Source organism: Citrobacter sp. MGH110 (assembly GCF_001037515.1).
Classification (GTDB): Bacteria; Pseudomonadota; Gammaproteobacteria; order Enterobacterales; family Enterobacteriaceae; genus Citrobacter; species Citrobacter portucalensis.
Genome location: NZ_KQ089832.1, coordinates 47,300 through 72,181 on the forward strand (window position 1 = coordinate 47,300; position 24,882 = coordinate 72,181).

Annotated in this window: 19 protein-coding genes; 9 read left to right on the forward strand and 10 right to left on the reverse strand. The window is 53.2% G+C overall.

From position 1 onward, the window contains the following. Positions 1-91 precede the first annotated feature (91 nt). Together crp and SK38_RS20285 are read left to right on the forward strand one after the other, a co-directional pair. Positions 92-724: a cAMP-activated global transcriptional regulator CRP gene (gene crp, locus SK38_RS20280; protein ID WP_000242758.1), complete on the forward strand. Its 633-nt coding sequence runs from the start codon at positions 92-94 to the stop codon at positions 722-724. Between the two features lie 51 nt (positions 725-775). Continuing rightward, positions 776-2,863 carry a YccS/YhfK family putative transporter gene (locus SK38_RS20285; protein ID WP_048236930.1) on the forward strand — a complete coding sequence of 696 codons (2,088 nt, stop codon included), beginning with the start codon at positions 776-778 and terminating at the stop codon, positions 2,861-2,863. 91 nt (positions 2,864-2,954) lie between these two features. Here SK38_RS20285 and argD read toward each other — a convergent pair whose 3' ends face one another. From argD to ppiA, 5 genes are all read right to left on the reverse strand, one after another. After that, a complete protein-coding gene (gene argD, locus SK38_RS20290; RefSeq protein WP_048236931.1) occupies positions 2,955-4,172 on the reverse strand; it encodes a bifunctional acetylornithine/succinyldiaminopimelate transaminase in 1,218 nt (405 codons plus the stop codon). 85 nt (positions 4,173-4,257) lie between these two features. Then, a complete protein-coding gene (pabA, locus tag SK38_RS20295; RefSeq protein WP_048236932.1) occupies positions 4,258-4,821 on the reverse strand; it encodes an aminodeoxychorismate synthase component 2 in 564 nt (187 codons plus the stop codon). A gap of 31 nt (positions 4,822-4,852) precedes the next feature. Next, positions 4,853-5,455 carry a putative adenosine monophosphate-protein transferase Fic gene (locus tag SK38_RS20300; RefSeq protein WP_005121664.1) on the reverse strand — a complete coding sequence of 201 codons (603 nt, stop codon included), beginning with the start codon at positions 5,453-5,455 and terminating at the stop codon, positions 4,853-4,855. After that, the gene (locus SK38_RS24435) at positions 5,445-5,612 is read right to left on the reverse strand and encodes a YhfG family protein (protein ID WP_065772013.1); all 168 of its coding nucleotides are present in this window, start codon (positions 5,610-5,612) and stop codon (positions 5,445-5,447) included. Before SK38_RS24435 ends, SK38_RS20300 begins: the two co-directional genes overlap by 11 nt. 106 nt (positions 5,613-5,718) lie before the next feature. Next, positions 5,719-6,291, reverse strand: coding sequence for a peptidylprolyl isomerase A (gene ppiA / locus SK38_RS20305; RefSeq protein ID WP_003023595.1), 573 nt, complete (start codon positions 6,289-6,291; stop codon positions 5,719-5,721). Between the two features lie 264 nt (positions 6,292-6,555). Between ppiA and tsgA the strand changes: the two genes are divergently transcribed. From tsgA to SK38_RS24440, 7 genes are all read left to right on the forward strand, one after another. Further along, positions 6,556-7,737: an MFS transporter TsgA gene (gene tsgA, locus SK38_RS20310; RefSeq protein WP_032945197.1), complete on the forward strand. Its 1,182-nt coding sequence runs from the start codon at positions 6,556-6,558 to the stop codon at positions 7,735-7,737. A 271-nt stretch (positions 7,738-8,008) separates the two neighbouring features. Beyond that, positions 8,009-10,552: an NADPH-nitrite reductase large subunit gene (nirB, locus tag SK38_RS20315; protein ID WP_048236933.1), complete on the forward strand. Its 2,544-nt coding sequence runs from the start codon at positions 8,009-8,011 to the stop codon at positions 10,550-10,552. After that, the gene (nirD, locus tag SK38_RS20320; protein WP_048236934.1) at positions 10,549-10,875 is read left to right on the forward strand and encodes a nitrite reductase small subunit NirD; all 327 of its coding nucleotides are present in this window, start codon (positions 10,549-10,551) and stop codon (positions 10,873-10,875) included. The genes nirB and nirD overlap by 4 nt, the downstream gene beginning before the upstream one ends. 186 nt (positions 10,876-11,061) lie before the next feature. Continuing rightward, positions 11,062-11,868, forward strand: coding sequence for a nitrite transporter NirC (nirC, locus tag SK38_RS20325; protein WP_048236935.1), 807 nt, complete (start codon positions 11,062-11,064; stop codon positions 11,866-11,868). Positions 11,869-12,028: 160 nt separating this feature from the next. Then, the gene (gene cysG / locus SK38_RS20330) at positions 12,029-13,402 is read left to right on the forward strand and encodes a siroheme synthase CysG (protein WP_008786309.1); all 1,374 of its coding nucleotides are present in this window, start codon (positions 12,029-12,031) and stop codon (positions 13,400-13,402) included. A 319-nt stretch (positions 13,403-13,721) separates the two neighbouring features. Beyond that, the gene (locus SK38_RS20335; protein ID WP_048236936.1) at positions 13,722-19,670 is read left to right on the forward strand and encodes a BigA/YdbA N-terminal beta-barrel domain-containing protein; all 5,949 of its coding nucleotides are present in this window, start codon (positions 13,722-13,724) and stop codon (positions 19,668-19,670) included. Positions 19,671-19,866: 196 nt separating this feature from the next. Continuing rightward, positions 19,867-20,037: a YhfL family protein gene (locus SK38_RS24440; RefSeq protein ID WP_048236937.1), complete on the forward strand. Its 171-nt coding sequence runs from the start codon at positions 19,867-19,869 to the stop codon at positions 20,035-20,037. A 66-nt stretch (positions 20,038-20,103) separates the two neighbouring features. Here the strand turns inward: SK38_RS24440 and trpS are convergent, their stop codons facing one another. The 5 genes from trpS to damX form a co-directional block, all read right to left on the reverse strand. Further along, positions 20,104-21,108: a tryptophan--tRNA ligase gene (gene trpS / locus SK38_RS20345; RefSeq protein WP_003827687.1), complete on the reverse strand. Its 1,005-nt coding sequence runs from the start codon at positions 21,106-21,108 to the stop codon at positions 20,104-20,106. Continuing rightward, a complete protein-coding gene (gph, locus tag SK38_RS20350) occupies positions 21,101-21,859 on the reverse strand; it encodes a phosphoglycolate phosphatase (RefSeq protein ID WP_003837920.1) in 759 nt (252 codons plus the stop codon). Before gph ends, trpS begins: the two co-directional genes overlap by 8 nt. Next, positions 21,852-22,529, reverse strand: coding sequence for a ribulose-phosphate 3-epimerase (gene rpe / locus SK38_RS20355; RefSeq protein WP_003023561.1), 678 nt, complete (start codon positions 22,527-22,529; stop codon positions 21,852-21,854). Before rpe ends, gph begins: the two co-directional genes overlap by 8 nt. A gap of 17 nt (positions 22,530-22,546) precedes the next feature. Next, positions 22,547-23,383, reverse strand: coding sequence for an adenine-specific DNA-methyltransferase (dam, locus tag SK38_RS20360; RefSeq protein WP_003827684.1), 837 nt, complete (start codon positions 23,381-23,383; stop codon positions 22,547-22,549). A 117-nt stretch (positions 23,384-23,500) separates the two neighbouring features. Beyond that, a complete protein-coding gene (gene damX, locus SK38_RS20365) occupies positions 23,501-24,805 on the reverse strand; it encodes a cell division protein DamX (RefSeq protein ID WP_048236938.1) in 1,305 nt (434 codons plus the stop codon). Positions 24,806-24,882: the final 77 nt, after the last annotated feature.

Sequence of the window (24,882 nt, forward strand, 5' to 3'; positions counted from 1 at the left end):
TTCCCAGGTAGCGGGAAGCATATTTTTGCAAACCCAGAGGCAGCGTCGTTTTCTGGCTCTGGAGACAGCTTATAACAGAGGATAACCGCGCATGGTGCTTGGCAAACCGCAAACAGACCCGACTCTCGAATGGTTCTTGTCTCATTGCCATATTCATAAGTACCCATCGAAGAGCACGCTGATTCACCAGGGTGAAAAAGCGGAAACGTTGTATTACATCGTTAAAGGCTCCGTGGCAGTGCTGATCAAAGATGAAGAAGGGAAAGAAATGATCCTTTCTTATCTGAATCAGGGCGATTTTATTGGTGAATTAGGCCTCTTCGAAGAAGGTCAGGAACGTAGCGCCTGGGTACGTGCCAAAACCGCATGTGAAGTCGCTGAAATTTCCTACAAAAAATTTCGCCAATTAATCCAGGTCAACCCGGATATTCTGATGCGCCTGTCTTCTCAGATGGCTCGTCGTCTGCAGGTCACGTCTGAAAAAGTGGGCAACCTTGCCTTCCTCGACGTAACCGGTCGTATCGCGCAGACTCTGCTGAATCTGGCGAAACAGCCTGATGCGATGACCCACCCGGACGGCATGCAGATTAAAATCACCCGTCAGGAAATCGGCCAGATCGTTGGCTGCTCCCGTGAGACCGTCGGTCGTATTCTGAAGATGCTGGAAGATCAGAACCTGATCTCCGCACACGGTAAGACCATCGTCGTCTACGGCACGCGTTAACCCCATCGAAGTGGCGCGTTACCCAGTAATGCGCCACTTTTGTTTACTCCGATGTGGCGAAGACTGATATACCACCCAGAGATCAACTACGCACTACGACAAACGCTGGTGCTATGTTTACCTGTGGCTGTTGGTCTGATCATCGGTCAGCTTCATTTGGGGCTTCTCTTTTCCCTCGTCCCTGCCTGCTGCAACATTGCCGGTCTTGATACCCCGCACAAGCGCTTTTTCAAACGCTTAGTCATTGGTGCATCGCTGTTTGCCGGGTGTAGTTTGATCATGCAGCTACTGCTTGCGCAAACTATACCGCTACCATTGATCCTCACCGGCCTGACGCTGATTCTTGGCGTAACCGCCGAGCTAAGCCCTTTGCATGCTCGATTACTGCCAGCCTCGCTTATCGCAGCGATTTTCACGCTCAGCCTGGCCGGGAATATGCCCGTCTGGGAGCCGCTGCTGATTTACGCGCTGGGCACGTTATGGTACGGCCTGTTCAACTGGTTCTGGTTCTGGATGTGGCGCGAGCAACCGCTCCGCGAATCGCTCAGCTTGCTGTACCGTGAATTAGCCGATTACTGTGAAGCCAAGTACAGCATGCTGACCCAGCATGCTGACCCAGAAAAAGCGCTGCCTCCCCTGCTGGTTCGCCAACAAAAGGCGGTGGATCTGATTACTCAGTGCTATCAGCAAATGCATATGCTGTCGGCACATCACAACAACGAATACAAACGCCTGCTGCGTGCCTTTCAGGAGGCGCTGGATTTACAGGAGCATATTTCCGTTAGCCTCCACCAGCCAGAAGAAGTGCAAAAACTGGTTGAGCGTAGCCACGCGGAGCAGGTAATTCGCTGGAACGCGCGAACCGTCGCCGAACGCCTTCGGGTACTGGCCGATGATATTTTGTATCACCGCTTGCCGACCCGTTTCTCGATGGAAAAGCAGATTGGCACGCTGGAGAAAATCGCCAGGCAGCATCCGGACAATCCGGTGGGGCAATTTTGCTACTGGCACTTCAGCCGTATTGCCCGCGTGCTACGGACCCAGCGCCCGCTATATGCCCGTGACTTAATGGCTGACAAGCAGCGTCGGTTGCCGCTGATCCCTGCCCTGAAAAACTACCTGTCGTTGAAATCCCCAGCGCTGCGCAATGCCGGACGCATCAGCGTTATGTTGAGTATCGCCAGCCTGATGGGCAGCGCCTTACACCTGCCAAAGCCTTACTGGATTTTGATGACAGTCCTGTTTGTTACGCAAAATGGCTACGGGGCGACCCGGGTGCGCATCTTACACCGTTCCGTAGGTACGCTCGTTGGACTGGTTATTGCCGGCGTCACGTTGCACTTTCATATTCCCGAAGGTTTCACGCTGGCGGCCATGCTGCTGATCACCCTGGTGAGCTATCTGATCATCCGTAAAAACTACGGCTGGGCTACCGTCGGTTTTACGGTAACGGCGGTATACACCCTGCAACTGCTGACGCTGAACGGGGAAGAGTTTATCGTGCCGCGGTTTGTCGATACGGTCATTGGCTGCTTAATCGCCTTTGGCGGCACGCTCTGGCTGTGGCCACAGTGGCAGAGCGGTCTGCTGCGTAAGAACGCCCACGATGCGTTAGAAGCCGACCAGGAGGCCATTCGTCTGATCCTCAGCAACGATCCACAGGCCACGCCGCTGGCGTATCAACGCATGCGCGTCAACCAGACACAAAACACGCTGTTCAACTCGCTGAACCAGGCAATGCAGGAGCCAGGATTTAACTCGCACTACCTTGCAGACATGAAACTGTGGGTCACGCACAGCCAGTTCATCGTCGAACACATCAACGCGATGACCACGCTGGCAAGGGAACATACGATGCTGACACCGGATTTGGCGCAGCGGTATCTGGAGTCCTGTGAAATTGCACTCCAGCGCTGTCAGCAGCGGCTGGAATATGATGGGCCGGGAAGCTCGGGAGATGTGAATATTCTCGAAGCGCCAGAGATGCTGTCCCATGGTCCGTTAAGCACCCTTGAGCAGCATCTGCAGCGGGTTCTTGGGCATCTGAACACCATGCATACCATTTCGTCGGTAGCATGGCGTCAGCGACCGCACCACGGGATCTGGCTGAGCCGCCGACTACGGGACATGAAAAGTTAAGAGATTTGCCGGATGCGCTACGCTTATCCGGCCAACGAATCACACCTTACCCTGTAGGCCGGATAAGGCGCTCGCGCCGCCTTTCCGGCAATCAGCCCACCACCTTCACTACCGCCTGCGCGAAACGCTGCATCCCTTCATCGATATCCGCCTGCTCTACTACCAGCGACGGCGCGAAACGCATTACGTCCGGCCCAGCGTTCAGCACCATCACCCCTTTGTGCGCGGCGGCATAGAGGAAATCGCGCGCCCGGCCTTTAAACTGCGGCTTCAGCTCAGCGCCAATCAGCAGCCCCATCCCGCGAATATCGCTGAAAATATCGAACTGTTGATCAATCTTGTGCAAATGCTGAACAAACGCCTGACGCCGGGCCTGAATGCCTCCCAGCACGTCCGGCGTGTTGATGATATCAAACGCTGCCCCCGCTACCGCGCAGGCCAGCGGGTTACCGCCGTAGGTGGAGCCGTGCGAACCCACGTGGAACGCGGAGGCAATCTCCTGAGTGGTCAACACCGCACTTACCGGGAAGCCTCCACCGAGCGCCTTCGCGCTGGTGAGGATATCCGGCGTCACGCCGTAGTGCATATAGGCAAACAAATCGCCGGTACGCCCCATCCCGCTCTGCACTTCATCAAATACCAACAGCGCCTGGTGCTGGTCACAAAGTTCACGCAAACCTTGCAGGAATTCCGGCGTTGCCGCAGTGACGCCGCCCTCTCCCTGAATAGGCTCAACCACCACCGCGCAGGTGTGATCGTCCATCACCGCTTTGACCGCATGCAGATCGTTAAACGGGACATGGATGATATCCGCCGGTTTTGGCCCAAAGCCGTCGGAGTATTTCGGCTGCCCACCAACGGATACGGTAAACAGCGAACGGCCGTGAAACGCATTATGGAAGGCAATGATTTTGGTTTTGAACGGGCTATGACGCACGCAGGCATAGTGGCGCGCCAGCTTAAAGGCGGTTTCGTTGGCTTCAGTACCGGAGTTCATGAACAGCACGCGCTCGGCAAAGGTCGCATCAATGATTTTACGGCCTAAGCGCAACGCCGGTTCGTTGGTAAAAACGTTGCTGGTATGCCACAGGGTTTCACCCTGGGTTTTTAACGCCTCAACCAATGCCGGATGGCAATGCCCTAACGCGGTAACTGCAATGCCGCCCGCGAAATCAACATACTCTTTGCCCTGTTGATCCCACACTCGACTCCCTTTTCCTTTTACCGGGATAAACTCAGCCGGTGCATAAATCGGCAGAATCACTTCATCGAATGTCGCGCGCGTAATTGCAGTTTGTTCAGTTTCCATGTCATTACCACCCTGTTAAGCAGAAACGCCAGTGAAATTATAATCACAAAATATGAATAAAAAATCACTGAATAGCAACTACAAATCAGCGATTGAGAAAATTAGCCAGCAGCTGATGCCCCTGTTCGCTGAGAATACTCTCCGGGTGAAACTGTACCCCTTCCATATCCCACTCGCGGTGACGAATGCCCATAATCTCCTGCGTTTCACTCCAGGCTGTCACCTCAAAGCACTCGGGAAGCGTCTCAGGGGCAACCACCAGAGAGTGGTAGCGCGTCACCGTTAATGGGTTAGCGAGTCCCTGAAAAACACCCTGCCCGGTATGGGTAATCGGCGAGGTTTTACCGTGCATCACTTTAGCCGCCCGAACCACGCTCGCGCCAAAGGCCTGCGCCATCGCCTGGTGACCAAGACAAACACCCAACAAGGGAAGCTTACCGGCGAAATGACGAATAACGTCCAGTGAGATACCGGCGTCATCCGGCGTGCATGGTCCAGGGGAAATCACGATTTTTTGCGGGTTCAGCGCGTCGATTTGCGCCAGCGTCAGCTCGTCGTTGCGCCGGACAAGGACATCAGCACCCAGTTCGCAGAAGTATTGGTACAGGTTCCAGGTAAAAGAATCATAGTTATCAATAAGCAGGATCATGGCGGCTCCGGTACATAAGAACCGCGCTATTCTACTCAGTTTCCGGGGCTTCGCTTACCACTTTACGAAATATCGCCCGCAGTGCAGACAGGTCACCCATCGCCCCGCTCTGATTAGCCTGATTCCACTCCTCAACCGGAATGCCATCCCAGCTCAGCATATACCCGGCATGAATCGCTAACTGTTCGAAGAAAATACGCTGCGCCAGGCCACTGCCAATGCGAAACGGATGCAGCACATTGATTTCGCAATAATAGTGCGCAAGACGATCGACAAACTTGTCTTCCGGTAATCCCACCAGCCAGGACTCATCTTCCAGGTCCTGCATCAGCGCATTGCCCTCTTTCTCGATATAGGCGAAGTGGCAAAAGCGAGTATCGCCCTGGTAAATATCGACTTCACGCAGGTGTCCCGCCCAGTCAAAAATATCCCGATACAGCTGGCGATGAATGGCGCACAGGTGCGGTAAGCCCCGTTTAAGCGGCCCCAATTCGATAGTTGCCGCACGCAGCGCTGTCAGTTCATAAGCCGCCTGCGCTAAACGCTGCGCCTGATGAATCCCCAGACGGTTACGCATGACATTCAGGCCCGGATATAAATACGGGTCGCGACCATCACCGAATTTATCGCTCATAGTGCCTCCTCAGCTCTTCAAGACGCGCCTGGGCGTCTTCAGCACTCAGAGTAACCCGTGGAATATCTACGCCTTCCAGCCGTCGGCTGGCCTGGAAATTGGCGTTTCGCCGTTGTTCCCACAGCCTGGACTTTTGTTTATCGGTGAGTTTTTTCACGTGACCTCCCTGAATGAGCCGACACTTGCCACAAGTATAAGCAGCAATTTCGGGTTACGCAGAGAGAGGGGTGAACGCGGGCAAGAACTACCCGCGCAAGATACGATTACGGCAGGACTTTAGCAGAAAGGATAACAATCGGTTTTGACGGGACATTCTGGTATGGACCGACATCATGGGTCTGTACCTGAGAGATCTTATCCGCGACATCCATACCTTTCACAACTTTACCGAAAACAGCGTAGCCAAAGTCGCGCTGGCCGTGATCGAGGAAAGCGTTATCTGCAATGTTGATAAAGAACTGGCTGGTCGCGCTGTCTTTATCCGCTGTACGCGCCATAGCAATCGTGCCGCGAGTGTTACGCAGTCCGTTATCGGCTTCATTCTTGATTGGCGGGTTAGGTTTCTTCTGCTGCATCTGCTCGGTAAAACCGCCGCCCTGCACCATGAAGCCTGGGATCACACGGTGGAACGTGGTGTTGTTATAGAAACCACTGTTGACATAATCGACAAAGTTTTGCACTGAAACCGGGGCTTTCTGACTGTTCAGCTCCAGCTCAATGTTACCAGCAGAGGTTGTCAGCAGAACATGTGGATCACCTTTTGCTGCCAGTGCTGCGGGGGAGAGTGCAGAAAGAGCGAGAACAGCTGCAACAGCCGCCAGAGTCGATTTGAGCATGAGAATTCCTTAACAAGAGCAGAAATGAAGCAAGTGAATTGATTCTAAAGAGCCTTCAAGGACAAGGCCATCCCTTTACTTAATTTTACGTACCTGAAACAAATGTAACCTCATGGCTGCAAGTATCAATGTGATCAAGATCACATAGAAAAATGTAACGCACCAAGTTATTACCGATAAATATTTAAATGCGTCACTAAAGCGCCTAAAATCTGCCCGCTCACGGCGCAGTCAATGCGCCTTACACTTCTATACAGGCCAGTCATGACTAACAGCAATCGCATCAAGCTCACATGGATTAGCTTTCTCTCCTACGCCCTGACAGGTGCGTTGGTAATTGTCACCGGGATGGTGATGGGAAACATAGCAGATTACTTCCATTTGCCCGTTTCCAGCATGAGTAACACCTTCACCTTCCTGAATGCCGGCATTCTGATCTCTATCTTTCTGAATGCATGGTTAATGGAAATCGTGCCACTGAAAACCCAGTTGCGCTTCGGCTTTATCCTGATGGTACTGGCCGTTGCCGGACTGATGTTCAGCCATAGCCTGGCCTTGTTCTCCGCCGCCATGTTTGTTTTGGGCCTGGTGAGCGGTATTACCATGTCGATTGGTACGTTCCTGGTAACTCAAATGTACGAAGGTCGCCAGCGCGGTTCCCGCCTGCTGTTTACTGACTCCTTCTTCAGCATGGCCGGCATGATTTTCCCGATGGTTGCCGCGTTCCTGTTAGCGCGCAGCATCGAATGGTATTGGGTCTATGCCTGCATCGGCCTCGTATACGTCGCCATTTTCCTGCTGACCTTCGGTTGTGAATTCCCGGCACTGGGTAAACACGCTCAGCAGTCAGACGCGCCGGTAGTAAAAGAAAAATGGGGGATTGGCGTGCTGTTTCTGGCGATCGCTGCACTGTGCTACATCCTCGGTCAGTTGGGTTTTATCTCCTGGGTCCCGGAGTACGCCAAAAGTCTGGGCATGAGCCTGAACGATGCGGGTAAACTGGTCAGCGACTTCTGGATGTCTTACATGGTTGGCATGTGGGCATTTAGCTTTATTCTGCGTTTCTTCGATTTGCAGCGCATCCTGACCGTTCTGGCGGGTCTGGCTACCGTCCTGATGTATCTGTTTATCACCGGTACGCCAGAGCATATGCCGTGGTTTATTATGACGCTGGGCTTCTTCTCCAGTGCGATTTATACCACCATCATTACCCTTGGCTCCCAGCAGACGAAGGTCGCCTCACCCAAACTGGTTAACTTCGTTCTGACCTGCGGTACCATCGGCACCATGCTCACTTTCGTCGTCACCGGCCCTATCGTGGCACACAGCGGCCCGCAGGCGGCATTGCAAACAGCTAACGGCTTGTATGCGGTTGTATTCGTGATGTGCTTTATTCTTGGGTTTGTCACGCGCCATCGCCAGCATAACGCCCCAGCAACGCATTAATCTCACTGCCGGATGGTACCCACATCATCCGGCACATTCTCGCCCTCCTCTTCTTTCACTGGTCATGTAGGCCAATTCTTACAAAAACCCCTTAATTTGTACGCTATTTATACAAACACGAAAACCCAAATAATTCCGTTACTTATAAAAATGCTGACAAATCAGCTATATACCTCTTAAGGAGTATATAAGGGCGAATTTGATTTGCATCAATAAGCGCGGTTGCTGAATCGTTAAGGTAGGCAGTAATAGAAAAGAAATCGAGGCAAAAATGAGCAAAGTCAGACTCGCTATTATCGGTAATGGTATGGTCGGCCATCGCTTTATTGAGGATCTTCTTGATAAATCCGACGCTGTCAATTTTGATATTACCGTCTTCTGTGAAGAACCCCGCAAAGCGTACGACCGCGTACACCTGTCTTCCTACTTCTCCCACCACACCGCCGAAGAGCTTTCTCTGGTGCGTGAAGGATTCTACGAGAAGCACGGCGTTAAGGTGTTAGTGGGCGAGCGCGCAATTACCATTAACCGCCAGGAGAAGGTGATCCACTCCAGCGCCGGTCGTACGGTTTACTACGATAAGCTGATCATGGCGACGGGCTCTTACCCGTGGATCCCACCGATTAAAGGTTCGGAAACCCAGGACTGCTTCGTTTACCGTACTATCGAAGACCTCAACGCCATTGAGTCTTGCGCACGCCGCAGCAAACGCGGTGCTGTCGTCGGCGGTGGTCTACTGGGCCTGGAAGCCGCCGGTGCGCTAAAAAGCCTCGGCGTTGAAACCCACGTGATTGAATTCGCCCCAATGCTGATGGCTGAACAGCTGGATCATATGGGTGGCGAGCAGTTACGTCGCAAAATTGAAAGCATGGGCGTGCGTGTGCACACCAGCAAAAACACCAAAGAGATCGTTCAGGAAGGCACCGAAGCGCGCAAAACCATGCGTTTTGCCGACGGTAGCGAACTGGAAGTCGATTTCATCGTCTTCTCTACCGGTATTCGTCCACGCGACAAACTGGCCACCCAGTGCGGTCTGGACGTCGCGCCACGCGGCGGGATCGTCATTAACGACACTTGCCAGACATCTGACCCGGACATCTATGCCATCGGCGAATGCGCCAGCTGGAACAACCGCGTGTATGGTCTGGTCGCTCCAGGCTATAAAATGGCGCAGGTTGCCGTTGACCATATTCTCGAAACTGAAAACGCCTTTGAAGGCGCGGACCTGAGCGCCAAGCTGAAGCTGCTCGGCGTTGACGTCGGTGGTATTGGTGATGCGCATGCGCGCACGCCGGGCGCCCGTAGCTACGTCTATCTCGACGAAAGCAAAGAAGTCTACAAACGCCTGATCGTTAGCGAAGATAACAAAACCCTGCTCGGCGCGGTTCTGGTAGGCGACACCAGCGATTACGGCAATCTGCTGCAACTGGTGCTGAACGCCATCGAACTGCCGGAAAACCCGGATTCACTGATTCTGCCAGCGCACGCGGGCAGCGGTAAGCCGTCTATCGGTGTCGATAAACTGCCGGACAGCGCGCAGATTTGCTCCTGTTTTGACGTCACCAAAGGCATGCTGGTTGCCGCTATTAACAAGGGCTGCCATACCGTTGCGGCGCTGAAAGCAGAAACCAAAGCCGGTACCGGCTGCGGCGGGTGTATCCCGCTGGTAACGCAGGTCCTGAACGCCGAACTGGCGAAACAGGGTATCGAAGTTAACAACAACCTGTGTGAACACTTCCCGTACTCACGTCAGGAACTGTTCCATCTCATCCGCGTAGAAGGCATCAAAACCTTCGAAGAACTGCTGGCAAAACACGGGAAAGGTTACGGCTGTGAAGTATGTAAACCTACCGTAGGCTCCCTGCTGGCTTCCTGCTGGAATGAGTACATCCTCAAACCGCAGCACACGCCGTTGCAGGACACCAACGACAACTTCCTGGCTAACATCCAGAAAGACGGTACTTATTCCGTGATCCCGCGCTCTGCGGGTGGCGAAATTACCCCTGAAGGTCTGGTAGCTGTGGGCCGTATCGCGCGTGAATTTAACCTGTACACCAAAATTACCGGTTCTCAGCGTATCGGCCTGTTCGGCGCGCAGAAAGATGACCTGCCGGAAATCTGGCGTCAGCTGATTGAAGCCGGTTTTGAAACCGGTCACGCGTATGCCAAAGCGTTGCGTATGGCGAAAACCTGCGTAGGCAGCACCTGGTGCCGTTACGGCGTCGGCGATAGCGTGGGCTTCGGCGTGGAGCTGGAAAATCGCTACAAAGGCATTCGTACCCCGCACAAAATGAAGTTCGGCGTCTCCGGCTGTACCCGTGAATGTGCGGAAGCTCAGGGTAAAGACGTGGGTATCATCGCCACTGAGAAAGGCTGGAACCTGTACGTTTGCGGTAACGGCGGGATGAAACCTCGTCATGCAGACCTGCTGGCAGCGGATATCGATCGCGAAACGCTGCTCAAGTACCTTGACCGTTTCATGATGTTCTACATCCGTACTGCCGACAAACTGACCCGTACCGCACCGTGGTTAGACAATCTGGAAGGCGGTATCGAGTATCTGAAGTCCGTCATCATCGACGACAAGTTGGGCCTGAACCAGCATCTTGAAGAAGAGATGGCCCGTCTGCGTGAAGCTGTGGTGTGTGAGTGGACAGAAACCGTTAACACCCCATCCGCGCAGGTTCGCTTCAAACACTTTATCAACAGCGAAAAACGCGATCCGAATGTCCAGGTTGTGCCTGAACGTGAACAACATCGTCCGGCCACGCCTTATGAGCGTATCCCGGTGACTCTGGTGGAGGAAAACGCATGAGCCAGTGGAAAAACATCTGCAAAATCGATGACATTCTGCCTGCAACAGGCGTCTGCGCCCTGTTAGGTAACGAGCAGGTTGCGATTTTCCGCCCGTATCACAGCGACCAGGTGTTTGCGATCAGCAACATCGACCCGTTCTTTGAGTCCAGCGTGCTTTCTCGTGGGCTGATTGCTGAACATCAGGGCGAATTGTGGGTTGCCAGCCCGCTGAAAAAACAGCGTTTTCGTTTAAGCGACGGTCTGTGCATGGAAGACGAACAGTTCTCCGTGAAACATTACGAAGCGCGAGTGAAAGACGGCACGGTGCAACTGCGCGTTTAATAAATTTTGGGAGGCGCAACGCCTCCCCTTTTTTGACGTATTTGTAGGTCTTTTATTGGTAGGCCTGATAAGCGTAGCGCCATCAGGCAATTGCACAGGCACATTGCCGGATAGCGGCATAAATGCCTTATCCGGCCTACGGTTACGATTTCTTTTTATTGTTTGTACTTCAAGGATAATCAACACATGTTCACAGACACTATTAATAAGTGTGCGGCTAACGCTGCGCGCATCGCACGCCTGTCGGCTAAAAACCCGCTTGGATTCTGGATCAGTTCGGCAATGGCGGGAGCCTATGTGGGCCTCGGCATCATTCTTATTTTCACCCTCGGTAATCTGCTCGACCCGTCCGTTCGTCCTCTGGTGATGGGTGCAACCTTTGGTATCGCCTTAACGCTGGTCATTATTGCCGGTTCGGAACTGTTTACCGGTCACACCATGTTTCTGACACTCGGCGTCAAAGCAGGCACCATCAGCCACGGTCAGATGTGGGCAATCCTGCCAAAAACATGGCTGGGTAACCTGGTCGGTTCCGTGTTTGTCGCCCTGCTTTACAGCTGGGGTGGCGGTAGCCTGCTGCCGGTCGATACCAGCATCGTCCATTCGGTTGCTCTGGCAAAAACGACCGCACCTGCGATGGTTTTGTTCTTTAAAGGCGCACTGTGTAACTGGTTGGTTTGTCTGGCAATCTGGATGGCAATCCGTACCGAAGGCGCGGCAAAATTCCTCGCTATCTGGTGGTGTCTGCTGGCGTTTATCGCTTCCGGCTACGAGCACTCCGTTGCCAACATGACGCTGTTTGCCCTCTCCTGGTTCGGCCACCACAGCGAAGCCTATACCCTGTCAGGAATTGGTCATAACCTGCTGTGGGTGACACTCGGTAATACTTTGTCCGGTGTCGTATTCATGGGATTGGGTTATTGGTATGCTACGCCAAAATCGGAGCGTCCGGCTCCGGCAAAAATCAATCAAGCTGAAAATCTTGCCCAGTAGGCGTATTCGATGCAGGCAGTTTGAACACGGACAGCGCGGAACAACCGGAACGTACATGCAGTACGTGAGGATTGCGAGCACTGCCCAGGGACAAACTGACAAATAAGATAGCCTAATGGGTAGATTCTGAGGCTGCTGCCAATAATTAAGGGGTAATGTCGTGGATCATTTGCCTATATTTTGTCAACTACGTGACCGCGACTGCTTGATCGTCGGCGGTGGTGATGTCGCAGAACGCAAAGCGCGGTTACTGCTGGAAGCGGGCGCCCGTTTAACGGTTAATGCGCTGGCGTTTATTCCGCAGTTCAAAGTATGGGCAGATGAAAACATGCTGACGCTGGTTGAGGGGCCGTTCGATGAGTCCCTGCTCGACACCTGCTGGTTGGCTATTGCCGCCACCGATGACGATGCCGTCAACCAAAGCGTCAGCACCGCCGCAGAATCACGTCGTATCTTCTGCAACGTGGTCGATGCGCCAAAAGCAGCCAGTTTTATCATGCCCTCCATTATCGACCGCTCACCGCTGATGGTGGCGGTCTCCTCCGGCGGGACATCGCCAGTGCTTGCCCGTCTGCTGCGTGAAAGGCTTGAATCCGTACTGCCTCAGCATCTGGGCCAGGTCGCGCAGTATGCCGGCAAGTTGCGCTCCCGAGTGAAGCAACAGTTTGCCAGCATGGGTGAACGTCGCCGCTTCTGGGAAAAATTATTCGTGAATGACCGCCTGGCGCAGTCGTTGGCGAACAATGACCTGAAAGCCGTCGAGGAAACCACTGAGCAAATGCTCAGCGAACCGCTGGATCACCGTGGTGAAGTGGTACTGGTTGGCGCCGGTCCTGGCGATGCCGGCCTGCTGACGCTGAAAGGGCTACAGCAGATCCAGCAAGCGGATGTCGTGGTCTATGACCGTCTGGTTTCCGACGATATCATGAACCTTGTACGCCGCGATGCAGACCGAGTGTTCGTCGGTAAACGTGCGGGCTACCACTGCGTACCGCAGGAAGAGATCAACCAGATCCTGCTGCGTGAAGCACAACAGGGCAAGCGCGTGGTTCGACTGAAAGGTGGCGACCCGTTCATCTTTGGCCGCGGTGGCGAAGAGCTGGAAACGCTGTGCCATGCCGGTATCCCATTCTCTGTAGTGCCGGGTATTACCGCAGCCTCCGGTTGTTCTGCCTATTCCGGCATTCCACTGACCCATCGTGATTACGCTCAGAGCGTGCGTCTGGTTACCGGACACCTGAAAACCGGCGGTGAGCTGGACTGGGAAAACCTGGCAGCAGAGAAACAAACGCTGGTGTTCTACATGGGGCTGAACCAGGCGGCCACGATTCAGGAAAAATTGATCGAATTTGGCATGCAGCCCGATATGCCTGTCGCCCTGGTAGAAAACGGTACCTCCGTGAAACAGCGTGTCGTCAATGGCGAGCTGACTCAGCTAGGAGAGTTGGCGCAACAGGTTGAAAGCCCAGCGTTAATTATTGTTGGTCGTGTGGTAGGCCTTCGCGATAAGCTGAACTGGTTCTCAAACCATTAATTGAATGCAAATAAATGCCCTGATTCTCAGGGCATTTATTTTCTCGTTTATTATTCATGATTTATTCTCAAACCTGAATTAAGAAAGACTAAACTCATTCACCAACAAAATGAATCTGCGCTCTAATTTATAAAAAACACGTAAAATACCCTATTTATATCCGTACAACCCATAAATCTAATTCACATCCTAAATAATACATGACCATTGAGTAATTTGACGAAGCACGGTCATTCAGTGGCAAAATAATAAATTACCTCGAAATAAATTTATGCCTTCAATGGCATATTTTGTGCGTATTTATTTAAGGATGTCGATTATGCAAAGGAAAAAACTCATTGCTGTGGGTATTGCTCTTGCGTTGCAAACTTACTATCTCCCGGCGATAGCCGCAGATAGTAGCGACGATGACAATGATTGCCCTACTGATATATCCGTATTATCAAAAGCCGAACGTAACAAACTCTCCGCACGCTGCCTGGCAGATTATACAGAACAAGACAATCACTGGGGATGGGTCGCAGGTGGTGTCGCTGCGCTAACAGCTGGTGTAGCGATAGGTATCGATAACAATGGCGGCGGCCATTCCCACCATAATGATACTCCGGCAACCCCATCAGATAATGGCGATGTAACGCCCACGCCTCCCGACGACGATAGCGGCGATGTAACACCCACGCCTCCCGACGACGATGGCGGTGATGTAACACCCACGCCTCCCGACGACGATGGCGGTGATGTAACGCCCACACCTCCCGATGACGATGGCGGTGATGTAACGCCCACGCCTCCCGACGACGATGGCGGCGATGTAACACCTACACCACCTGATGATACCTCTGTTATTACCTTCAGTAACGGCGTCACCATCGATAAAGGCCTGAACACACTGACATTTGACGGCATCAAGCTGGATAGCGGCACGGACCTCGGCGGCGCCGTATGGAATTACGTCGAACAGGATGATCGGTGGCAGATCGCATTACAAGACGGTAAAACGCTGCTGGTTTCCGACTGGAAAGTGACCGACGATAATGCCGCCGTCATTGAAGGTACGGTACAAGGAAGCGGCCTGTACTGGAAATATGACAACCAGGGATACCTGATCGTTGCCGATGACCAGACAACCGTCGTCGCTGGCGATGACGCTTCAAATACTGCCGATCGCGGGGTTGATACCCGTGGTGAAAGTAAAACTGGCGTCATCATCTCCGGCGATCGGACAAACAACGCGTTAAGCGGTGATTCCTCCGTCAGCGATGGTGCGGTCGGCATCGTCATTACCGGTGACAACACCACCAATACGATTTCAGGACAAAGCAACGTCGACGGCGCAACCGGCGCGCTGATTTCAGGTAACGGCACCACCACCCGCATTTCCGGTGGCATTGACGTCACAGGTGGCGGCACCGGCATGGTGATCGATGGCAACGAAACCACGGTGGCGAATACCGGCACCTCTAACATCAGCGGTCAAGGTTCAACCGGCTCCATCGTCAATGGCGACAACTCGCACGTTATCAACGATGGCGAACTCTATGTGGCCGACGGCGCTACCGGGGCAAAGATTACCGGTGATGATGTCCTCATCGACAACAAAGGCGATACCACCGCCAGCGGCGCAGGCTCTACCGGGCTATATATTGACGGCGACAACGCAACCATTAACAGCGAAGGGAAGCAGGATATTTCCGACGGCGCAACGGGCATCCTGATTAACGGCAACAGCGCCACCTTCGATAATATCGGCACCACCGATGTCAGCGGCGCAGGCTCTATCGGTATCAGCATCACCGGCGACAAAACGCGCATTACTAACGATGGCGAACTAAACGTTACCGACGGCGCGACCGGAGCCAAAATGACCGGTGACGGTGCGGTGATTGATAACACCGGCGACTCAACGGTCACCGGCGCGGGATCAACCGGGCTGTACATCGCGGGAAATAAGGCGCTGGTTATTGGCGAAGGAGATCAAACCATTGCGCAGGGCGCAACGGGTACCGTCATTGCGGGCGATAATTCCCGAATCGCGAATACGGGTGATATCACCGTGGATGGCGCGGGCTCTATCGCTGCAGTCATTGATGGAAATGATAATAGCCTGACTCAGGCAGGTGACATGCTGGTCACCAACGGCGCGATGGGTATCGTCACTGACGGGGCGGGTAACGAAATCAAAAACACCGGCAACGCGACCGTGCGCGATGCAAACTCCGTGGGTTTTGTGATCGATGGTGAAAAAAATGTCTTTAATAATAAAGGGAATATCGACGTCAGCCTGAATGGTACTGGCGCAAAAATGAGTGGCGACTCGTCACAGGCGACGCTGGATGGTGATATCAATGTGACCGCTGTCGAGGACAGCAACGGCCTATACCGTGGTGCACAGGGCCTCGATATGGCGGGTGATAACAATACGCTGAATATTACCGGCAACGTCACAATCAGCGGTGACTATGACGCAGATAGCCAGATGGCCAGCAACAGCGATACCCTCCAGGGAATCACCGTCAGCGGCACGAACAATCAGGTGGATCTAACCGGCTCGCTTAACATCAATGTTAGCGATGTGAGCACGGTAAGTGGACAGTGGCTGGATACATACGGCCTCACGGTCAAAGGTGATGGCAATACCGTCAATCTGATGGGCGGTATTGATATCAACTACGCCGAAAATGGCGATGGCGAAGTATCGTCTGTTACAGGCATAAATATAGACGGAGCTAGCAGTGTCACATTAAGCGGTGAGTCCACATTGAATATCACCACCCTCCCCGGCGGCTCAGTGACACTGGCCAATGTACAAAACGGCGGCAGCTTAACGTTAGACCAAAACTCTGTAATTAAAATCACAGAAACAGTTTTGCCCAGTGAGCATTACACCTACAACGCAATATTAACCGCAAAAGGCCAGGGTTCATCGATCGATAATCAGGGAGCCATCGTTGATGACGGCGCTGTCGCCCTATTATTCGCCCGCAGCGGCGCACAGGCAAAAAACAGTGGCGATATTAGCGCCTATGCCACAAGCGGTCATGACAACCGTAATGCAATCACTGCGGCTACCGATCAAGGATCGATAGTTAGCAACGCAGCGGGAGGATCAATCACGCTGGTATCGTCACTAACCCCAGGCAGCGATGGAGGAATAGGAACCTTCCCGCTGATTTGGTACAGCAATACGCTGTACGCCATGCTGGCGGAAAACTACGGCGAAGTGAGCAACGAGGCAGGCGCCACAATAAATCTCCAGGGGGCGGGGGTCTATGGCGTATCCGCCAGTAAAGGGACTGCCCTCAATGCCGGAGATATTTACCTGGACGGCTTCGTCCCGACGCTGAACGACGATAATACCGTCGCCAGCAAAAGCTACTGGTCACCATCACAACTCTATCTGACCAGCTCGGCAATGGTGGCAGGCACCACCGACGGTGGTTATGGCGATGCAACCGCCACCAATACAGGCACCATTACCGTCAATAATGCGGGCTTCGGTATGATGGCACTTAACGGCGGCACAGCCATTAACCAGGGCACTATTAACCTGACCGCCGATGCAGGCGTCACCAAAACCGATGATAACCAACTGGTGGGCATGGCGGCGCTGAATGGTGGCATCGTGATTAACGACACCACAGGCACCATCAATATTGATGCCAATTACGGCAAGCCTTTCCTGACTGACAGCAAAAGTACCGTGGTTAACTACGGTACGGTCTGTTATGACAGCAACTGCCAGGGCAGCGACGACTACAACCCAACCGACAGCAACGTTTCCCTTACTTTTGCTGATGGCGATGTCATTACCGCCGCAGGTGAAACGCTTACCGGCGAAACCATCATTACCAATCCGATCGCAACGGAAACCGTACACATTAGCAACGCTGGCACCGTCAGCGGCGGCAAGGTCATCGTTAAAAATTACGGCGATTTAACCAATGCCGACACCGGCAGCATCAGCAGCGTCAGTATTGCCACAGGCGGCACCTATACCAACGAAGGTACAACAGCGGCGGTCTCCGTTGACGGCGGTGTCTTCAACAATACAGGCACCGTGACCGGGAAAACCGGCACCACCGTCGGCGGTTCCATTATCAACAACAGCGGGTCCATGAACACGGTTGAGCAATGGTCCAGCACCATGAACAATACCGGCATCGTGACGGACTGGACCGGCGCATCGGGTGGTGCGGTACTGAACAACAACGCTGGCGGCGAAGTCGATAAACTCAAATTTACCGCTGCCGCAACCGTCAATAACGCGGGTGTCATTAATAACGGCACCGTCGATAAAAACGGTACGCTCAATAATCTTGAAGGCGGCGTGATGACGCTGGCAGATAACGCCCTGTGGTCCGGCGCCTTCAATAACTGGGGGACAGTGAACAGCGATGCCGATATCGCCACCGGCGGGAGCGGGCACACGCTGTACAACGGCAGCACTGGCGTCATTAATGGGCAGGTCACTACCTCGAAAAATAATGGCGGCAGTAAAGCCATTAACGACGGCACCATCAACATTGATAAAACCAACAATGTCGCGATGTCCGCGCACGGCAGCGCGAAGATGGTCAATAACGGCACCATCAATGTGGGAACCGAAGGTACCACACAAACCGGTATGGTCGGGATGCAGCTGGAATCAGATGCCAAATCCGATGCGGTGATCGAAAATAACGGCACCATCAATATTTACGCCAGCAACTCCTACGCCTTCAGCCAGTTGGGCAGTAACGGCCATATCGTCAACAACGGCACGGTCTACATTGATGACAACGTGACTGGCTCCGGCTTTATCAAGCAGGATGGTAAAACCATTGAAGGCAGCGGCGAAAACGGTGATGGTACGGAAGTGCATTATGTTGACTTCACGGCCCCCACGGAACCTGCTATTACCGATGGCACGACAACCGTTACCACCAGCGACAGTGCAGATTCATCGGCCACCAACAACCTGTCGGGCTACGTGGTCGGCACCAGCGCTGATGGCAGCGCCGGTAAGTTGATGGTCAGCAATGCCAGCATGAACGGCGTGGAGATTAACACCGGTTTTACCGCAGGTACTGCCGACACCACCGTAAGCTTTGACAACGTGGTCGAGGGCAGCAACCTGTCCGACGCAGGTGCCATTCAGTCCACCTCCGTGGTGTGGAATGCACAGGGCAGCACCGATGCCAGCGGCAACGTTGACGTCACCATGACCAAAAACGCCTATGCCGATGTGGCGACCGATGGTTCTGTCAGTGACGTGGCGCAGGCGCTCGACGCCGGTTACACCAACAACGAGCTGTACACCAGCCTCAACGTTGGCTCCACCGCTGAACTGAACAACGCGCTTAAGCAGGTGAGCGGCAGTCAGGCTATCACCGCGTTCCGTGAAGCCCGCGTGCTAAGCAACCGCTTTACCATGCTGGCCGATGCCGCGCCGCAAATTAAAGATGGCCTGGCGTTCAACGTCGTAGCGAAAGGCGACCCACGCGCTGAGTTGGGCAACGATACCCAGTACGACATGCTGGCATTACGTCAGTCGCTGGATCTCACCGCCAGCCAGAATCTGACGCTGGAGTACGGCATCGCGCGCCTGGACGGTGACGGTTCGAAGACCGCGGGCGACAACGGCCTGACCGGCGGCTACAGTCAGTTCTTTGGTCTGAAGCACAGCATGGCGTTTAATGAAGGTCTGGCGTGGAAGAACAGCCTGCGTTATGACGTACACAACCTCGACAGCAGTCGTTCTGTCTCTTATGGCGACACCAACAAGGTGGCGGATTCCAACGCACGTCAGCAGTATCTTGAGTTCCGCAGCGAAGGGGCGAAAACCTTCACCATGCTCAACGATACGTTGAAAGTCACGCCGTACGCCGGGGTGAAATTCCGTCATACGCTGGAAGGCAGCTATAAAGAGCGTAGTGCGGGTGATTTCAACCTGTCGATGAACGCTGGCAGCGAAACCGCTGTGGATTCCATTGTCGGAATGAAGTTCGACTATACCGGTGAAAATGGCTGGAGCGCCAGCGCCACGCTGGAAGGCGGTCCGAACCTGAGCTACAGCAAAAGCCAGCGTACTGCGTCACTGCAAGGTGCCGCAGGCCAGTCCTTTAGCGTAGACGACGACCAAAAAGGCGGAGGCATCAACGGCCTGGCGACGGTCGGTGTGAAATACAGCGCCAAAGACGCCAGCCTGAATCTGGACGCTTACCAGTGGAAAGAGGACAACATCAGCGATAAAGGCTTTATGTTGAATTTCAGAAAAACATTTCGCTAATTAATTAAACCCGCAGCCTGGTATTATTTATTAATACCAGGCTTTTTTATTTAAATTCAATTCACTAATCGTATGTTTTATATATAAAGCGACATGTCCTTTTCTGGACTACTTAAAGTTTATGTTAGTTGATATCTTATCCGGCGAAAAATGGACTTCATCCATTTAGAAATAGATATCTAACAAGGATTTTGACATGTTTAAATTTGCAAAAATCACCATCGTTGCTGGTGTTCTGGCTACGCTGACCGCGTGTACTGGTCATATCGAAAACACAAAAAATAACTGCAGCTACGATTATTTCCTGCATCCAGCAATTTCGATTTCAAAAATTATTGGTGGCTGTGGCCCGGCTGCGAATCAGTAATAGAAGCGATTGCGCAGATACAAAAAAACCGGGAACTTCCCGGTTTTTTTAACAACACAGAGCGCATTACGGCTTGGCGACAAAACCAATCGCTTCGTAAACGGCTTTCAGCGTAACAGATGCGCGGGCGCTGGCTTTTTCCGCACCTTCTTTCATCACTTTCTGCAGGAAAGCTTCATCGTTACGGAAACGGTGATAGCGTTCCTGAAGCTCGGTCAGCATACCGGAAACGGCCTCTGCGACTTCACCTTTCAGATGACCATACATTTTGCCTTCGAAGTGCTGTTCCAGCTCCGGAATGCTCTTACCGGTGACGGCGGAGAGAATATCCAGCAGGTTGGAAACACCCGCTTTATTCTGCACGTCGTAGCGTACAACTGGCGGCTCTTCAGAGTCGGTCATCGCACGTTTGATTTTCTTAACCACAGATTTCGGATCTTCCAGCAGACCGATCACGTTGTTGCGGTTGTCATCCGACTTGGACATTTTCTTCGTCGGCTCCAGCAGCGACATCACGCGCGCGCCGGATTTAGGAATGAACGGCTCAGGCACTTTGAAGATGTCGCCATACAGAGCGTTGAAGCGCTGGGCGATATCGCGGCTCAGTTCCAGATGCTGTTTCTGATCTTCGCCAACCGGTACCTGGTTGGTCTGATACAACAGGATGTCTGCCGCCATCAGTACCGGATAATCAAACAGACCGGCGTTGATGTTCTCCGCATAGCGCGCGGATTTGTCTTTGAACTGGGTCATACGGCTCAGTTCGCCGAAGTAGGTGTAGCAGTTCAGCGCCCAACCTAACTGTGCATGCTCCGGTACGTGAGACTGCACGAAAATGGTGCTTTTTTCAGGATCGATACCGCATGCCAGATACAGCGCCAGCGTATCGAGCGTTGCTTTACGCAACTGCTGAGCATCCTGACGAACGGTGATGGCATGTTGGTCAACGATGCAATAGATGCAATGGTAATCATCCTGCATGCTCACCCACTGACGCAGCGCACCCATATAGTTGCCAATGGTCAATTCACCTGAGGGCTGTGCGCCACTAAAAACGATGGGCTTAGTCATTTTTTGATTCCTGATTTTCGCTATGCGGAAGCCCGAGAGCGGGCAGTAGTTCATTAATACGGTCGTAAATAACGTCGGGCTGGCTCAGCGCGATCGACTCGCCGTAGTTGTAGCCATAGGTCAGGCCAACGGACGGACAGCCAGCAGCTTTTGCCGCCTGAATATCATTGCGTGAATCCCCTACGAAGAGCATTTGCTCAGGCTTGATGCCAAGCTTACTTGCCACCAGCAGCAGCGGATCCGGATGCGGTTTTTTATTCTGCACGTCGTCACCACCGATGACCACGCTAAAGTACTTGGCGATATCTAATGCTTCGAGCAATGGCGCGACAAACGGGGTCGGTTTGTTGGTCACCAGACCCAGCGGCAATCCTTTCGCATGCAGCGCGCCCAGCGTGTCGGCAACATCAGGGAACAGGAATGTCCCCTCTTCTGCGACATCGCCGTAGTATCTGTCGAACAGCTTACGCAAAATACGTACCTGCTCCTCGGCGGGAATATCATCATCAACGGGCGGTTTACCCATCGTTTTACGTAATGTTGCGCGCTCCTGACGGGACCACGCCAGCGCGCGCTCCATCAGTACATCTGCACCGTTACCAATCCAGGTGATAACGCGTTCTTCTCCGGCAACCGGCAGTTCCAGCGCATACAGCGCCATGTCCACCGCTGCGGCTAATCCCGGCGCGCTGTCGACCAGCGTGCCGTCGAGGTCAAATGCAGCGCCCCGAATATCCTGAAACTTATCCATGACTTACCTTCGCCAGTTCATTGCGCATTTCATCAATGACTTTTTTGTAGTCTGGTTGGTCGAAAATGGCGGAGCCTGCAACAAACATATCTGCGCCTGCCGCGGCAATTTCACCAATGTTATTCACTTTGACGCCACCGTCCACTTCGAGGCGGATATCGTAGCCAGATTCATCAATACGACGACGCACTTCACGCAGCTTATCCAGCGTTTGTGGGATGAAGGACTGTCCGCCAAAGCCTGGGTTAACGGACATCAGCAGGATCACATCGAGCTTATCCATGACGTAGTCCAGATAGCTCAGCGGTGTTGCCGGGTTGAACACCAGGCCCGCTTTACAGCCATGCTCTTTGATCAGCTGTAAAGTGCGATCGACATGCTCGGAGGCTTCCGGATGAAAAGTAATGATGCTGGCGCCAGCGGCGGCGAAGTCCGGGACAATACGATCGACCGGTTTCACCATCAGGTGAACATCAATCGGGGCGGTGATGCCATATTTACGCAGCGATTTCAGTACCATCGGTCCGATGGTCAGGTTCGGTACATAGTGATTGTCCATGACGTCGAAGTGCACGACATCGGCACCGGCAGTCAGCGCTCTCGCGGTGTCCTCACCCAGGCGGGCAAAATCAGCCGACAGAATTGAGGGGGCGATCAAATACTGTTTCATCCGCTTCTCCTTGAGATTTATTTCTTCGCAGGCGTTACGACTCCTGGTTTATACAGTGCCAGCAGTTCGTTCACCTTTTTACGCGTGCCGCCATTGCTGCTTATGCTGCGCCGCACTTTGACCTGAAAATGTTTCGCCGCTCGGTACCATTCACGGGTATCGGGCGTATCGTGGTTCGAAATTAACACCGGGATCTGCTTACTGACCAGCTTTTCTGCCATCTCGGCCAAATGCGCCTGCTCTTTCGGGCTAAAGCTGTTGGTGTGATACGCAGTGAAATTTGCCGTCGCCGAAAGCGGTGCATAAGGCGGGTCACAATAGACCACAGAGTTGCTATCCGCACGGTTCATGCACTCTTCATAGGAGAGGCAATGAAACTCCGCATTCTGCGCTTTCTCAGCAAAATGGTACAACTCAGCTTCCGGGAAGTAAGGTTTTTTATAACGCCCAAACGGGACGTTAAACTCGCCGCGCAGGTTATAACGGCACAATCCGTTGTAACCAAAGCGGTTCAGATACAAGAACAGCACTGCTCTGCGGAACGGATCCTCGCTGGCATTAAATTCTTCTCTGAACCGATAGTACACCTCAGCCTGATTGGTTTCAGGCATAAACAGCTCACGCGAAGCCTGCACATACTCATCGGTACGCGTCTTCACGATGTTATAGAGACTGATAAGGTCGCTGTTGATATCGGCAAGAATATAACGAGAAAAGTCGGTGTTGAGAAACACCGACCCGGCACCCACGAAAGGTTCAATCAGGCACTCACCCTGAGGTAAATGCCGTTTGATATCATCAAGCAGGGGGTATTTCCCCCCTGCCCATTTCAAAAAAGCGCGATTTTTTTTCATGCTGACTAACTAATTACACCTTCTCCGGCTGTGGAGAAAGCTCCGACAGCATCCTGCGCTTTAGTCTTTGTCCCGCAATTGGGCGAAACATCAAACCATTGCAGAACATATCCTATCTTACTTCAAATCGGCCTGAACCTGATGCAGCGGTTTTGCCCACGGGTTTTTCGCCTGAATATCAGCGGGTAACGTAGACACTGCACGTTTCGCGTCTTCTTTAGACGCATACACGCCTGTCACCAGAACATACCACGGTTGACCGTTACGCGTCGTCTGGTACACCACGTAGTTCTTCAGGTTTTCTTTCTTCGCCCAACCGTTCAGGTTGTCGTAGTTAGAAGAACTGCTGAGCTGCAGCGTGTAATGGCTGGACGGCGCAGATTTTAACGCTCCAACATTACCTGCACTTTTCGCTCCGCCAGCAACAGGCGTTGTCGTTGTTGCTGTCGCCGTTGGCGCAGGCGTTGCGGTCTGCGTTGGCGTCGCAGTTGCTTTCGGCTCAGCGGTCGCTTTCGGCGTAGCGGTTACCACAGGTGCTTTAGTTGTGGTGGTCGGCGCGGTAGCAGTTACGGTTGGTTTTGCCTGAGCAACAGGTTTCGGCTCTGTCGGCGTCGCTTTCACCGTAGTTTGCGGTTTGCTCTTCGGCTCAATAACGGCCTGTTTACGTTCCTGGCGCGTAGCAGCAGGACGCTCAGTCGTTTCCGTTTTCGCCGTCTGGCGCGCAGCATTACCATTACGCATCGGCGCAACGGTCGCAGGTTCGGTCGGCAGCGTAGAGTTAACCACGGCGTTGTTAACCTGCTCCTGACCCTGCGGTTGTGTCAGAGCATTGTTCAAATCGCCCTGCACTTCAACACGCTGCTGGCCTTCGGTTGCCGCAGGTGCCTGACCTTGAGTCGGGGTAGAGGAAATCGGTGGCAGGGAAACATCCTGCTGGGTATTGCCAGCGGTCTGCTCAGTGCCCGTTGCAGGAGCCGTTGCGCTCGCCTGATCCGTTGCATTGCTGCCAGAAAGATCGATGCTCTTCTCACCAGATGCTGCCTGCTCATTAGAAGAAGATGAGGGGGCTTTCAGCGCAGAACCAATGCCGATAATCAGCAGCAGCAGTACCAGAACCCCCACACCCATCATCATATATTGGCGGGAGGCAGGTTTGCTGGCGGCTTTCTTACGCTTGCGCGGACGACGTTCTACACGCTCTTCATCCACGGCATCGTCATCAGATTCATACTCTTCTTCAAGGTCCTGCTCTTCTTCACGCTCTTTGCGTGCACGTGCAGGACGGCGATCGTCAGCATCCAGATCAACATCATCAAAATTGATTTGCGGCTCATTATCGCGTTCAGACGATTGACGAGAACGACCAGTACGACGATCGCTGGGATCGGGTTTCAGCTCGTCTTCTGGTTTGAATTCATCCATTTAACACCCCACTCAAAGGTTAATGCTTACGACTTTGCACATAACCTGAAGCTAAAAGACCTACGTTTCGCAACGTA